At 52.0% G+C, this 14692-nt stretch carries 9 protein-coding genes; 5 read left to right on the top strand and 4 right to left on the bottom strand.

The window, feature by feature from the left end; all coding sequences use genetic code 11:
* Positions 1 to 10: 10 nt before the first annotated feature.
* Together B5D63_RS06745 and B5D63_RS06740 are read right to left on the bottom strand one after the other, a co-directional pair.
* The gene (locus B5D63_RS06745) at positions 11 to 898 is read right to left on the bottom strand and encodes a helix-turn-helix domain-containing protein (RefSeq protein WP_078667956.1); all 888 of its coding nucleotides are present in this window, start codon (positions 896 to 898) and stop codon (positions 11 to 13) included.
* A gap of 23 nt (positions 899 to 921) precedes the next feature.
* Positions 922 to 3042 (bottom strand): endonuclease MutS2, encoded by a 2121-nt coding sequence (locus tag B5D63_RS06740; protein WP_078667955.1) that lies wholly within the window; start codon positions 3040 to 3042, stop codon positions 922 to 924.
* Between the two features lie 457 nt (positions 3043 to 3499).
* Here B5D63_RS06740 and msrA point away from each other — a divergent pair, with 457 nt between their 5' ends.
* The 4 genes from msrA to ygiD all read left to right on the top strand — a co-directional run bounded on the left by msrA (position 3500) and on the right by ygiD (position 6055).
* Positions 3500 to 4144 (top strand): peptide-methionine (S)-S-oxide reductase MsrA, encoded by a 645-nt coding sequence (msrA, locus tag B5D63_RS06735; RefSeq protein WP_078667954.1) that lies wholly within the window; start codon positions 3500 to 3502, stop codon positions 4142 to 4144.
* A 168-nt stretch (positions 4145 to 4312) separates the two neighbouring features.
* Positions 4313 to 4738 (top strand): FYVE zinc finger domain-containing protein, encoded by a 426-nt coding sequence (locus B5D63_RS06730; protein ID WP_143312788.1) that lies wholly within the window; start codon positions 4313 to 4315, stop codon positions 4736 to 4738.
* An 80-nt stretch (positions 4739 to 4818) separates the two neighbouring features.
* Positions 4819 to 5226, top strand: a complete 408-nt coding sequence (locus B5D63_RS06725) for an Rrf2 family transcriptional regulator (RefSeq protein WP_078667952.1) — start codon at positions 4819 to 4821, stop codon at positions 5224 to 5226.
* Between the two features lie 4 nt (positions 5227 to 5230).
* Positions 5231 to 6055 (top strand): 4,5-DOPA-extradiol-dioxygenase, encoded by an 825-nt coding sequence (gene ygiD / locus B5D63_RS06720; protein WP_078667951.1) that lies wholly within the window; start codon positions 5231 to 5233, stop codon positions 6053 to 6055.
* Here ygiD and B5D63_RS06715 read toward each other — a convergent pair whose 3' ends face one another.
* The gene (locus B5D63_RS06715; protein WP_078667950.1) at positions 6056 to 8458 is read right to left on the bottom strand and encodes an ABC transporter permease; all 2403 of its coding nucleotides are present in this window, start codon (positions 8456 to 8458) and stop codon (positions 6056 to 6058) included.
* 154 nt (positions 8459 to 8612) lie between these two features.
* Positions 8613 to 13253: a DUF3320 domain-containing protein gene (locus tag B5D63_RS06710; RefSeq protein ID WP_078667949.1), complete on the bottom strand. Its 4641-nt coding sequence runs from the start codon at positions 13251 to 13253 to the stop codon at positions 8613 to 8615.
* Between the two features lie 190 nt (positions 13254 to 13443).
* Here B5D63_RS06710 and B5D63_RS06705 point away from each other — a divergent pair, with 190 nt between their 5' ends.
* The gene (locus B5D63_RS06705) at positions 13444 to 14670 is read left to right on the top strand and encodes a vWA domain-containing protein (RefSeq protein WP_078667948.1); all 1227 of its coding nucleotides are present in this window, start codon (positions 13444 to 13446) and stop codon (positions 14668 to 14670) included.
* The last annotated feature ends 22 nt before the right edge of the window (positions 14671 to 14692 follow it).

The following is a 14692-nucleotide window of genomic DNA, read 5'->3' as shown; positions in this document are numbered from 1 at the left end:
TATTACGGGTTTAATTGTACTTTTCACGGGTCGTCTTCTGGAACGAAGCCGGGGTAAGTCCCGTATGTTTCTTGAAAAACCGGTTAAAATAAGCATCATCCTCGAAATTCAGGCGGGCAGCAATCTGTTTTACGGAGTGTTCACCCCAGTATAACAACCGCTTGGCCTCCATCGTTCTTTTTTCATCTATCACATATTTGGCATTTCTGCCGAGCAGGCTTTTCACCGTGTCATTTAAATGTCCGGGCGTTACGAACAGCATCTCCGCATAATCAGACACTTGCGTCTTCTCATGAAAATGCTGGTCCACCAGCACCTTAAACTGGCGCGCCATATTATACTGGGAGTTTTCTCCGTTGAGCCACGCATTGGACGGTTCGGAAATACGGCCAATGGCGATCACCATCGCATTCAGCAGGTTGCGAAGCACCGCTTCCTTTCGCGCTTTGTCACTTTCGTACTCCCGCTCCAGCAGCCGCGCATAAGACAACAGCTCTTCCAGCTGTTCTGCTGTCAGCGGCACCATGCCGGAATTAAAAATACAATGCCAGCAACTGATCACGCCCCGCATTTCAGGCACCAAAAAGTCCGGCGTAAAGGATATATTGATGATCTCCACATCGTCCCCCATCGCATGCTGATGGACCTGGTCGGGTTCCATCAGCATGATGGCGGGTGCAGTCACTTCGTATTGTTTAAAGTCAATCGCCTGACGGATAGTTCCCTTCAGCAGTATGTCGATGCTGAATCCGTTATGCCGGTGAGGTATCCCCCAATGCTCCACATCCTCCTCACAGTCGCCCTTTATCTGACCGATAAAAAACGGCATACCATTCACACAATCTTCCAGACGGTACATGGGTATATCTGCTATCTTTCCTGCTTTTGTTACTTCCATGTTTGAAATGGTTTTTGAAGTGATCAGTCAACAGGTTCCGCCGGCTTTTCCCGTACTACCACCAGGTCGCTCAACTTTACGTTGATCGGAATATTACCCAGCTGTACGATACCGCGCTTCTCCCGGATTTCTATCAGGCGGCCCACCTGGCGGTTGGTCAGGATCTTCACCTGGTCGCCAACCTTTACTTCGCGGCCCACCTCTTCAAATTTGTCCTGCACTTTTTTGTTGTGCTTCTCGTTGATTTGTTTTTCCCTGCGACGGAACAGCAGGATCTCTGCCTGTTTCATCACTTTCTCCCTGTCATTGCTGTCGCTGGCCCTTTTCCACTCTACCACGATCTGCTTCAGCTTACGTTCCATGTCCTTCAGATAGGCGAGGTCGTTTTCCTTGATCTGGTTCTGCAGCTTCAGGAAGGTGATCTGCTGATGTTTTTTCTCCTTGTCGGACAGGATTTCGTATTCGCGCTTCAGCTTCTCGTTTTCTTTGACCAGCTTCTGCAATTCTTTCTCTTTGCTTTCTACTTTCTGGAGATCCTGTTCTGCTTTGTTCAGCAGTTTATCCAGCTGAAAATGCCCCTCATCGACCAGCTTTTTGGCCCGGGCAATGAGTGCCGGGTTCAGGCCGATCCTTTCTGCAATAGAGAAAGTATAAGAGCTGCCGGGTTTACCGATCATCAGCTTATACATCGGCATCAGGGTCTCTTCATTGAATCCCATCGCCCCGTTGATGATGCCCTTTACTTTGTTGGCCATCACCTTAAGATTGAGGTAGTGGGTGGTTACCACGCCAAAAGCATGTTTCTTGGCCAGTTCCTCCATGATCACCTCTGCGAAAGCGCCGCCCAGGTTAGGGTCCGAACCGCTGCCCAGCTCGTCGATGAAGAACAGGGTCCTGCCGTTGGCCGTCTCCATGAAATACTTCATGTTCTTCAGGTGGGAGCTGTAGGTGCTCAGTTCAAATTCCAGCGACTGGGTGTCCCCGATGTGGATCATCAACTGTTTGAAGATGCCCAGCTGGGAAGACGGATGCACGGGTACCAGCAGGCCGGACTGCAACATCAGCTGTATCAGGCCGATAGTCTTGAGCGTCACCGTTTTACCACCGGCATTGGGACCGCTGATCACCAGGATGTGCGCGTCTTTGTCCAGGCTGATGCTCACCGGCACCGTAGGCTTGCTGTTTTTACGGTTGTATAATAATAACAGCGGATGGTAAGCCTGTATCAGGTGCAGCTGCGCGTGAGGGACCAGCGACGGATAGTTGCCGTCCATATCCAGCGCCAGCTTTGCCTTTGCACGGATAAAATCGTATGTGCCCAGTATCTGGTAATAGCCGTTGAGCAGTTCATTATAACCGCTCAGGGAACCGGTCAGCGCCTTCAGGATACGGTATACTTCCCGGCCTTCTTCTCTTTCGAGCGACTGGATATCGTTATTCAGTTCGATCGTTTCTTCCGGCTCCAGGAAAGCGGTTTTACGGGTATCGGATTCACCATGGATGATACCTTTGATCATGCGTTTGTTTTCAGCGTAGATGGCCACCACCCTTCTGCCGTTGAGGAAAGCCTCTTCCTGGTCAGCCAAATAGTTCAGCTTCTGCAACTTCTGCAGGATGCGGTCAAATACGCGGCGCAGTTCTGTCCTCTTACGGAACAGGGAGATACGGATCTTGGCCAGTTCCGGGGACGCATTGTCGCGTACCTGCCCGGTTTCATCCAGCACTTCATCAATAAGTGCAGTGATCTTTTTCTCATAATAAGTGTCCTTGATCACATCATACAGGCCGGAGTACTGAATACGGCGGTCATGGTCAAAAAACCGGACAATGCTATGCATGCTTTCTGCCAGTTTGCGGATGGACATCGCCTGGTCGCCGGTCAGTACAGCGCCCTGGATAGACAGCAACCGTAGTTCGGTATGCAGGTTCAGGACGTGATCATTGGGGAAATGCTCCTGCAACAGGATCAGCTGTTTATATTCATGCGCCTGTTGCAGCGCGGCTTTTACGTAGTCTATATGCGTATGCAAACGAAGATCAATAGCCATTTGCGTGCCCAGTTCCGTTTTACAATGGTCCTGGAGCAATGCTTGTATTTTATCGAATTCCAACTGCACCAACGCAGACTCAGGAAAATATTTCAAGTGATAATATATTTAGTTGAACGGCATAAACTTACAACAACAGAAGTATGCTGCCGGTTGAAATGAAATGTGCTGCGGCTTCCGCCGGAGCCAATAAATAAAAAAATATGCTGCTACATTAAGCGCTGTAGCTGCCTGGGAAGAAGTGTGCTGGGAATAAAATTAATTCTTTCTCATCGGTTTGTCATTGTACTATCAATAGTATCCGGTTACCCGGTGTTTCTATCTATATTGCTGCTGCTGCTGACTACTTTTTTGAGGGCTTTCAGGCCCTTAATGGGTTCCTTCTGGCTAAAAAAGAATGTTAAAGTTACTAACTTGTCGCCTAACCTGCATCATTTTTTACGTAAATTATTATTGAAACAGGGGATGCAAATCTAAGAAAATGTCCTGAAATGCCACTACAGTAACGGATCTTACATATATAAAAAAGAAAGTATTTTTAAACAAATATTTTATGCGAACATACTCAATATTCATCTTTTTCGTAACATTGGCGCTGTTCGCCTGTGCGCAAAACAAAAAAGAAAAAGTACCCGGAGATATGGAAATACCCAATAATACACATGTAGAAAAAGCCACTTTCGGAGGCGGCTGCTTTTGGTGCACAGAAGCCCAGTTTCAATACCTCGACGGTGTGCTCAAAGTGGAATCCGGTTATGCCGGCGGTTCAGTGCCCAACCCTACCTATGAACAGGTATGCGAAGGCAATACCGGCCATGCGGAAGTTATCCAGGTCACCTACGATACGGCTAAAATCAGTTACGATGAACTGCTACAGGCCTTCTGGGAAAGCCACGATCCCACCCAGCTCAACCGCCAGGGCAACGACGTAGGCACCCAGTACCGCTCCGTTATTTTCTACCATACGCCGGAACAGAAGGAAAAAGCCGAGTTCTACCTGAAAAAACTGCAGGGCTCCGGCGCTTACGATAAACCGATCGTGACGGAAATAGCCCCGCTCACCACCTTTTATAAGGCGGAGAACTATCACCAGGACTATTATAAACTGAACGGACGACAGCCCTACTGCACCTTCGTGATCAAACCCAAACTGGAAAAATTCAAAAAGGTGTTTAAAGACCACCTCAAGAAACAATAACCCGGAATGGAGCGGTGAAAGCATTTACAGGCCGGGTTAAAAGACCCGGCCTGTTATTTTTAAAACCTGGCTCCACTGCAACAATACCGCACCAGAAGGGCGTTACACCCCATTTTATACCTGTAATTCGTAATTTTTTCCTATTTTAAGGAATCCTAAAAACTGTTAATGACATCAATTCCACCAACTATCTGCCCCTATTGCGGCAGCAAAGAACTGATACGCACTGTTCCCGAAAAAGACCCGTTTAATGTCATGGTTATCTGCCATAGCTGCCAGCGGGTGATTTCCCCCGATACTGCCGGCCCCTCCGGCAAAACCACCTCCGCTGTACGCGCTATCGCCGAAAAAGCCATCCAGGTAAGCCTCAGCAGCGGCAAACTCCATGGGATCAAATACTACCATACAGAAATCAACAAACTGCCAGACACCAAAAGCTCCCTGCAACAGTCTAAAGAAACCGTAGAAGCATTGCTGCAGGCCCGCGGACTGTCCAGCGCCGTGAAAAAACCCAGCCGAAACGGATGCGTTATCGCATTGATTATCATACTATTAATTATCGCCAGCGTCATTTACTTCTATACCCGGCGATAACCGGCCCCGACCCATCAGGATAAATTTTTCGTTTCCCGCCGTTTGGCGTACATTTGTACTGTAATAAATAGAATTACAGAATGAACAACGCCCGGTTTCCCATATCCTTACACATACTGACGCTCCTTGCGAAGGAGGACGGCGCCCTGCTGTCGTCCGACTACATCGCAGGCAGTATCAATATCAACCCGGTATTGGTCAGAAAGGAAATCAGCAACCTGCGCAACCACGGCATGGTGGAAAGCAAAGAGGGGAAAAACGGGGGCGCCACCCTCGCCAAACCCGCCGCGGCCATCCTGCTATCGGATGTGTATCACGCCGTACAACAAACCTCCCTGCTGGGCAACAGCCGCAACCATCCCAATCCCGACTGCCCCGTAGGCAAACAGATCAATCAGCATCTCGATGAGCTGTATAAAGACATAGAAGGCGCCCTGTTGCGGAAACTGGAAGGGGTCACCCTGGCGGATTTCGCCAATAAATTTTGAGATTATGGACTTACAAGGTTTTCATCATATCACCAGCGACCTGAAAACCGCTGAAAAAGCAATGCCGGTCATGTTTATCGGACATGGCAACCCCATGAACGGTATCAGCGACAATGCCTTTACCCGTGCCCTCACACAAATGGGAACGCAAATACCCGATAAACCACGTGCCATCCTGGTCATCTCCGCACACTGGCTGACCCGGGGCACTCATGTACTGGTGGCGCCACAACCACAAACCATCCATGACTTCGGCGGTTTCCCTGAAGCATTGTACGCCGTGCAATACCCCGCTCCCGGCGCACCGGCAGTGGCCCGCGAAACAAAAGACCTGATCACCTCCGCCAAGGTGGTGGAAGACCATCAGTGGGGCCTCGACCACGGTGCATGGACAGTACTGAAACATATGTACCCGCTGGCAGATATCCCGGTATACCAGTTAAGCATCGACTACCACCAGCCGCCGGAATATCATTTTAAACTGGCAGCGGAACTGCAGGCGCTCCGTCACAAAGGTGTACTTATCATGGGTAGCGGCAACATCGTGCACAACCTGCGCCAGATCTCTTTTGCCAACAACGCCAAACCTTTCGACTGGGCTATCTCCTTCGACCAGCTCGTCAAAGAGAAACTGGAGCAGAAAACATTCGACGACCTGATCAACTATCACACACTCGGAACGGCAGCACAGCTGTCCATCCCCACAAATGACCACTACCTCCCCATGCTCTATACGCTCGGACTGGTCAATAAAAACGAAGAAATTCAATTCACCTACGAAGAAATTCAAAACGGCAGCATCAGCATGCGCTGCTTCCGGACCGCATAATCAATCAGCCCGCAGGCTCTTCACCGGGTTGGCCATAGCCGCCCGGAACGCATGATAGCTGACAGTTAGCAGCGCTACAACGGCGACGCCTATACCTGTCAGTACAAACACCCATATGCTGATACCGGTACGGTAAGCAAAACTCTGCAACCAGCGGTCCATGATCCACCAGGATAACGGGAACGCCAGTACGGCTGCAATGATCACCAGCCGCAGAAAATCCTGCGACAACATCCGCACAATACTGCCGGAAGAAGCACCCAGCACCTTACGCACACCAATCTCACGGGTACGCTGCACCGCCGTAAATGCGGCCAATCCGAAAAGTCCCAGGCAGGCAATCACCAGCGCAAGCACGGTAAACATCAGGAATATCTTCTCCTGTTGCTGCTCCCCTTCGTACTGTTTGGCAAAACTGTCGTCAAGGAACTGGTAAGTGAAAGGATGTGTAGCATCAAAACGCCGATACACCTTTTCGATATGCGCCAACGCCGCAGGGATATTCTTCGGGCTTACCCGCACATACAGGTTGTCTTCCATTTCAGGGAAAGGCGCCATCTCTATTACCAGCGGCGCTATTTTATGCTGCAGCGAATACGTATGAAAATCACGGACTACACCTACCACTACCCGTTCCGCGCGGTTGCCCAGATTGTCGATCTTAAACTGTACCCGCTTGCCCAGTGGATTTTTCAGGTTAAAATTTTTCACCAGCGTTTCATTGACCAGCACCGCATGAAAACGGTCTGCATTACCGGTGTCCGAAAAATTACGGCCGTCGGCCATCTTCACGCCCATCGTTTTAACAAAATCAGCATCTGCCATCAGCCGCTGTGCCAGAATAGAAGATGCGGAAATACTACCGTCCGTTTGTTCAAAAAAGAAGCCGTTGGAGCTAAGGTCATTACGTCCTATCGGATTGTTGACCGCCGCCACGTCCTGTATCAGCGGATTACTCAGCAGCTGCTGCTTGATCGCGGGAATGTTATTGCGGGAAGGCACGTCGTTCAGATGCAAAGAAAGCAGCTGCTCTTTGTTAAACCCCAGGTTGGTATGCATCACATATTGCAGCTGATCGTAGGCCACCAGCGTGCTGGCCGTAAGCACAATAGCGATCATGAACTGAAAAGTGACCAGCCCCTTACGGAAACCGGCGTGACTGCTGCCACTCAGCTTTCCCTTCAGCGCGGAGAGCACCCGGAAACCGGACATAAACACAGCGGGATAAATCCCTGCTATCAACCCCGTAAAAAGCACCAACAGCAACACCGCTCCAACCGTGCGCGCCACCCCAAACTGCCATAACACCAGTTGCCGGTGCGCAAAATGATTAAAATACGGCAGCGCCACAATCACCAGGCCCAGCGCCACCACAGCGGAAACCAAGGTAAGCAGCAGCGATTCTGCCATAAACATCCTGGCAATCTCCTCTCTTCCCGAGCCCAGCGTTTTACGCACGCCCACCTCTTTCACACGGCCCACAGCACGGGCCGTAGCCAGGTTCATATAGTTGATACAGGCAATCACTAAAATCAGCAGTCCCACAAACAGGAACACATATACGTAAAGCACATTGCCGTTAGGTCCCATCTCGTATCCCAGATGCGAATGCAGATGGATAGATGTCAGCGGTTGCAGCGTCATGTGGTAAGTAACCCCGCTTCCCATCTGTGGTATCACATACCGGTCGCCGAATAGCGGTAGTTTGCTTTCCAGCGATTTAATATTCGCCCCTTTGCGTAATAACAGGTACGTATACACGTCAAAATTCTGCCATCCGTCGGCATTGTAACCCGCAGGCAGCACCCGCAAAGCGCTAAACTTAAAATGAGAGTTGGCCGGCACATCTTTCAGGATACCGGTCACCTGGAAAAAGAATGCACTATCCTCTGTACGGAGCGTCTTTCCCATGGCCGCAGATGCATCGCCAAACAGCTTCTTCGCCAGGGAATGGGTCAGCAACAAAGCATTGGGCTGCGACATACAAACACTGGCATCGCCCTCCTCCAGCGGAAAAGGCAGCACTTTCAGGAAAGTACTGTCGGCAAAAATGATATCGTCTACCTGCAGTTTTTTCCCGTTGTAATCCAGCAGGCTACCTCCATCGGCCAGCACCCGCGTCACCTCTTCTATTTCGGGATAGTCTTTTTTCAGCAAAGCGGCGAACGGGGCAGAGGTAGTGGCAATATTCAAACTGCCGCCAGACCACGTAGCGTCGTTTACCGCACGGTACACCCGCTCCCGCTCCGGGAAAAAGTTTTCATAACTGGTTTCTCCCAGCACATATAAAAGCAATAACCAACAGGTAGCCAGTCCAATGGCCAGCCCCGCGATATTGATCAATGTATAATACTTATACCTGACAAGATTGCGCCAGGCAATCAGCAAATAGTTCCTGAACATGTGTTTGCAGTTTAGGGTGAATCACTTCCGCTTCACTTCCCTCACACAGAACAGTTGCTCAAAAGTATGCCATGCAGGCATGACTATAAAAAGAAAGGACATATGTATAATAAAAAATATACACATGTCCGGTTCCGATACACAGGCTGTTCGTTTATGCTTTCAGCAGATCGCCTTCCAGCTGTACTACGTTATTGGCGATACTGATGTCAATAGCTTTCAGGATCTCTTCTTTCATTTCTTCTGTCACACGGCTGTAGCCGAACATCTTTGCGATGAAAGGCACGGCATCTTCCCGCTGGATGGCGATAGCGTCTTTTACCACCTTTTCCAGCGCCACGCCCATTTCCTCCACGGAAATATAGTTGATCTTACGGGCGCCGGACGGCAGCAGGCTGCGGTTACGCACCACGGGCTCCGGCAGGGCGGTATGCCATAAGAACTGTCCTTTTATTTTGATGCGTTTGCTGGCATCGGAATGTCTTACGGCATGGCGCAGTATCTCCCGGATGCGGGGACCCACCCTTGTGATACCGGCCGCTTCTACCATGCGACGGGCCACTTCGTCGAAGTGTACCGGGCTTTCTATGTTCACCACCTGCTCTATCCAGCCACACAGGCTGCCGATAGGCGCGGCATGAAACTCCTGGTCCCTGATCTCGTCCGGTAGCGTGGCTATTTGGTACATCGGCGCCTCATCAATGTCTTCCTCCACCACTTCCCGCTTCAGGAGCGGGGCCGCTACAGGCATCATCTCGGCTTCCTTCTCCTGGTCATCTGCAGCGAGACAGGCTTTGGCGGCTTCTATTGCCGCCACCAGCCTGTCTCGCTCTTTTGCGGGATTGCGGAACCAGTCAGTGCTCCAGATACGGTGTATCTTCCAACCGATAGCCTCCAGCATCTGCTGACGCAGGCGGTCTCGGTCACGGGCAGAACGGGCGGAATGATAAGCGGCGCCATCGCACTCTATCCCTAAAATATAGCGGCCGGGATTGTCCGGGTCCACGATAGCCATATCGATATAAAAACCACGCGAACCTACCTGTTTCCTGACGATGTACCCCTTTGCCTCCAGTTTGGCCGCTACGTTTTCCTCAAAAGGACTGTCCGCCGGCAGACCGGTTTCCACGGTCGTATTCAGCCGCCCATGCTGTGCATAGTACAGGAAGTTCTTCAGCGCAGCAATACCATGGCTTTGCGTGCGGTTAAGGTCAATATCGTCTGCGGTAATATTGGTAAACACCTCGCAGCGCGATTTCGCACGGGTGATCAGTACATTCAACCGGCGTTCGCCGCCTTCGTTGTTCAGCGGACCGAAAGACATGGCCACATAACCCTCCTCCGTACGACCGTAACCGATGGAGATAAAAATCACGTCTCTTTCATCTCCCTGTACGTTCTCCAGGTTCTTCACAAAAAACGGCTCATCGGCATGCTGGCGGAAATACGATTCCAGTTCAGGATTGTTGCGGCGGCGCGTTTCCAGTGCTACCGTGATGGCTTCACGCTGCGAAGTGCTGAATGCCACTACCCCAAGGCTCTGCCCCGGATGACGGCGCGCATGTTCCATCACGGCGTCCGCCACCGTTTCGGCCTCTTTGGGATTGGAGCGGGTTTTACCCCGGTCGTAGGCGGTATCGGTGAGGTGATGAAACACCAGGCCGCGGCTGTCTTTGGAGCCAGGGCTGGGGAATATCACCAGCTTGTTCTCATAAAACTCGTGGTTCGACAAAGTGATCAGCGATTCATGCCGGCTGCGGTAATGCCAGCGCAGCATACGCTGCGGCGCGCCCTGTGCGTCACAGAGACCGAGGATGCTTTGCATATCTGCCGTGATGTTTTCTTCATCTTCTACTTCTTTGGTGAGGGTGTCGAAGAAACTGGTCGGCGGCAGCTGTTTAGTATCACCCACCACGACCAGCTGTTTGCCGCGCAGGATAGCCCCCAGCGCTTCTACCGGCCGCACCTGGCTGGCTTCGTCGAAGATCACCAGGTCAAACTCCAGCGTTGCCGGTGGCAGGAAATTAGCGATGGACAAAGGACTCATCATAAACACCGGCTTGATGGCCTGTATGGCCAGGCCGGCTTCTTTCATGAGTTTGCGCACCGGCATATGCCGTGCTTTTTTATTGAACTCTGTACGGATGATGTTCACCTGGCCGCCGGCTTCCATGCGGGGCATCTGCTCCCAGTGGCTCAGCGCGGCACGGGCACGGTTATACTGTAAATTCATGGCGTCGAGGCGGCGGAACTGTTGTACCAGCTCTTCGTGCCCCGCCCTGTCGAACCGGCGCAGCGCAGGATGTGCTTTCACCGCCGCTTCCAGCAAGTACTCGTACCATGTTTTCTGTAGTACGGTCTTCAGCAGGCGGACAGCCTCGGGCCAGTCTGCCGATGGCGTAATAAGACAGGACAATTGCTCCTGCGCCGCCGTTTCGGTAATGTTGTTCCACGCAATGGTATGATGGATCTCCGGCAGCCTGTCTTTCCACAGGCCCAGCTGTCGCGCTGTCCCGGCGAAAGTGGCCGGCCATTGATAACCGGGCATCTCCAGCTGTTGCAGCACGCCGGCCTGCAGCCCGGCTGTCTTATCACCTGCCTGTTGCAGCGCATCGCGGTCCGCCGCGGCCACCGCAGGATCGATATTTTTATGCAAACAATCCAATACAGCGTCAGGGCACGTACCGGCAGAAATACGTTTATGCATATCCGTTATATATGCGGTCGCAGTGTCCAGTGCATCCCAGTCGGTCTGGTGTTTCTGCCAGCGCGCGCCGAACAGGTCGCGCGCAAGTGCGGCATGTTCCTGTAATAACGCGTCGTGCCGGCGGTATTCCATGATGCTGTCTACGTATTGCAGTTTCCCGGTATTGTCTTTGGGCAACGCGCCTTTACACAGGGCGGCCAGCTGTTTGTTGCTGCGGTTATAAGCGCCGATGAGGAACTTGTACCATTTGTCGCCGTGGGCCAGCAGGTTCTGGCGAACTTCCATCAAATCCTGCGAAAAAGCTTCCGGTATCAGGATGTCCTGATAGGCCTGATGAATGGCGGTCAGGCGGCGGCCTGCTTCCAGCCAGGAAATAATGTCCTGCTGTTGCAGCAACCACGCTTTGTTGCCGGTATTCAGCCCGCTGAGGTCCGGTTTGCGCGACAACAGGTCGCATACATGGACCAGCTGCTGCATGCCCGTCACATCTTCCGGTACCTGCAGCCCCATCTTTCCGGCAACAGCGGCGAGGGTTTGTTGCAAGTCGTATACCGCCGCGGCGGTGTCCTGCAGTTGCCTTTGCAGTACTTCCTGCTGATGCGGCAACAATACATTCAGCCCGCTGCCCAGGAATAATAGTTGCGATGGCATGCCCGCTTCACTCAGGCAAGCCTGTATCCGTTGGGCCATGGCCGTTGCCTTGTTCATGGCGCTGGCGTCCCAGGAAGCCATATCCGGCGGCGTGATAGCCGGTAACTGCTTCCCGGCTAATTCTTCGTTTATGCGTAACAGGTAGCCTGTGATCTGATGTACGGAAAGGCCGCTCTGCCCTATCGGTTCGTTGACAGCCTGGCAGTATTCATTCAGCTCCTGCCGGTGGGTGTTGAGCAACAGCACCTCTTCGCGCAGCTTTTGCACGGAAGGCCGGCCCAGTTCCAGCACACGGCGCAGCTCCTGGTGTAATTCCTTTTTGTTGGCTTTGTGGCTGTGCAGCTCCAGGCAGGCTTCTCCCAGCTGGATATTGTCCAGCCGGCGTTTCACCACTTCCAGTGCGGCCATTTTTTCGGCCACGAACAACACCTTCTTTCCCCTGCCCACCGCATCGGCGATGATATTGGTGATGGTCTGCGATTTACCGGTGCCCGGAGGGCCCTGTATCACCAGGTGTTTTCCTTCCTGCACGGCCAGCATGGCCAGGATCTGCGAACTATCGGCGTCTACTACCTGGAACAGCTCATCGGCACGCGGCTCATGGTCTATAAAAGCATCTTCCGGAATACCCGGTTGGTTATCAGAAAAACCGCCGCCAAACAGGCTGTTGATCACAGGATGGTTCAGCGGACCGCTCTCTCCCGGCCAGTTGGTGGCATCCAGATCATTGTAGATCATGAATTTGCCGAACGAGAAAAAGCCCAGCTCAATAGCGTCAGGTTCCACTTTCCAACCGGGCATACCATCTACGGCGGCCGCTACGGCCTTGAAATATTCGGTGATATCAAAATCTTCTGTCTCCGGCAGCTCCGGGATGCTGATATTAAAGTCCGCCTTCATCTTCGCCTCCAGCGAGATATTAGACTCCACTTCTTCCAGCGTGTATTTCAACCGGAAACGTTCGCGGATATCGGAACGGTCCAGCTGCACCGGCACCAGCACCAGTGGCGCCAGCCGCGGCTCTGTGCTGCCTGCCTCGCACCATTGCAGCATACCGAGCGACAGGTACAGGATGTTAAAACCCTGTTCTTCTATGCTCATCCTGGCGGCATAGTAGGTATTGAGCAAACGGGTATGCAGGTTCAGCTGCGACTCGTTGGTCTGCAGCCTGGTGTCGTGTACGGCGTCTTTACCAGTGGCAGCAGGCCGCTCCTGGTACATCGCATCGGCCTGTCCGGCTTTTTTATCCGGACGGTCAAGAAATGTCAGCGTCTTATTTTCCACCACCAGCAGTTCATATACCGCTGCTGATACTTCGTCGACAATGTGTAACCCTTTGCTGGCAGATAACTTGTAGTTTAAAAGGGGATTCTTCAGTCCCAGATCCAGCAGCTCTTTTCGGGATGACTCCAGTCTGGTCAATATGGATGCAATCATAATAGCCTGGCAAATAAAAAACGTTGCAAATATACTCCTATTAACGGTGCGCGGCGGGAATTATTTGATGCCCGCAAAACATCGCACCGGCGCCCCTTTGCACAAAGATCCTGCCCATCTGTTCCGTCCCGCCTTTGTGCATTAATCTTTTTATTATATTTTGCTGTCGCAAACCACCCCGCCCACAGCAATGGACCATAGAAGAATATTGGAAGAAGTTACCCGGACCAGCATAGAACTATTGATGCAGGAGCCTTTCTATTCCCACTTTTTTGCCGCCATCAATAAAGAAGTGACCAGCCCCGATTCAGAGATACAGACCATGGCTGTAGGCCTGCGCCAGAGAGGCCATACGCTTTATATCAATCCCACCTTCTGGGACCACTTTTTTACAGATAAGCGTCACCGTTATGGAGTAGTAAAACATGAAGTATTACACATCGTTTTCAAACATACGCTGGTATGGGAGCCGACGGCCGACCGCCTGCTGGTCAACATCGCCATGGACATTGTGGTCAACCAATACATCGACCGGGCGCAGCTGCCGGTGGAATCAGTGTTCCTGGAAGGTTTTCCGGATTTAAATCTCGAAAAAAACCAGACATGGCAATATTATTACGAGAAACTGGTACACCTGCGCGATAACATCGACACGTTGTATAAAGACTGTGAAAGCGCGCGCATGTTATGTTCTATCTCAGCAGCCTCCCACGGCATGGAACGTCACCGCCAGTGGCGGGAGATCTTCGAACGCAGCCAGCTGGATAAAGACCTGACGAGCCTTGAAATTGATAATCTTATCAACATTGCCCGTTCCAAAACCAGCGAAAAAAGCTACGGTAAACTGCCCGGTTCTTTCAGGGCCTACCTCGACTCTATCCTGCTCAAAAGCAAACCACTGGTAGACTGGCGCCGTGTCATCCGGCTTTTTTCAGAAAGCAGCAGCAAAACAAAAGTGCGTAATACGCTCAAACGCCCCTCCCGGCGCTTTGGCACCAATCCCGGCATCAAAATCCGGAAACAGAAAAAACTGCTGATAGCAGTGGACACCTCCGGCAGCGTAGGCGGCGATGAGCTGGCTACCTTTTTCAACGAAGTACATCATCTCTGGCGGCAGGGCGCCGAAATACACGTGCTCGAATGCGACGCCGCCGTACAACGGGTGTACACCTATAAGGGCACACCGCCTGAATTTATCCTGGGCCGCGGCGGCACCGATTTCAACCCGCCGATTGCCTATGGCAACGATAACTTCCGCCCGGACGGGCTGATCTACTTCACCGATGGCGTCGCGCCCGCACCTACCGTCACCGCGCGTTTCCCGCTGCTGTGGGTCATCAGCAACAACGGCATCGGCAGCGATACAGACGAGTTCCGCGCACTGCCCGGCAGAAAAGCCAAACTGATTTCATCCTGAACTTATATTCCGAGATACTGCA

This window comes from Chitinophaga eiseniae (assembly GCF_900167135.1).
GTDB lineage: Bacteria > Bacteroidota > Bacteroidia > Chitinophagales > Chitinophagaceae > Chitinophaga > Chitinophaga eiseniae.
This window is presented reverse-complemented; position numbering and strand designations above follow the sequence as displayed.

What these genes read in the sequence shown, in the direction of transcription:
- B5D63_RS06745 (WP_078667956.1), bottom strand. Translation starts at nt 898, where the DNA reads ATGGAAGTAACAAAAGCAGGAAAGATAGCAGATATACCCATGTACCGT.
- msrA (WP_078667954.1), top strand. Translation starts at nt 3,500, where the DNA reads ATGCGAACATACTCAATATTCATCTTTTTCGTAACATTGGCGCTGTTC.
- B5D63_RS06730 (WP_143312788.1), top strand. Translation starts at nt 4,313, where the DNA reads ATGACATCAATTCCACCAACTATCTGCCCCTATTGCGGCAGCAAAGAA.
- B5D63_RS06725 (WP_078667952.1), top strand. Translation starts at nt 4,819, where the DNA reads ATGAACAACGCCCGGTTTCCCATATCCTTACACATACTGACGCTCCTT.
- ygiD (WP_078667951.1), top strand. Translation starts at nt 5,231, where the DNA reads ATGGACTTACAAGGTTTTCATCATATCACCAGCGACCTGAAAACCGCT.
- B5D63_RS06715 (WP_078667950.1), bottom strand. Translation starts at nt 8,458, where the DNA reads ATGTTCAGGAACTATTTGCTGATTGCCTGGCGCAATCTTGTCAGGTAT.
- B5D63_RS06710 (WP_078667949.1), bottom strand. Translation starts at nt 13,253, where the DNA reads ATGATTGCATCCATATTGACCAGACTGGAGTCATCCCGAAAAGAGCTG.
- B5D63_RS06705 (WP_078667948.1), top strand. Translation starts at nt 13,444, where the DNA reads ATGGACCATAGAAGAATATTGGAAGAAGTTACCCGGACCAGCATAGAA.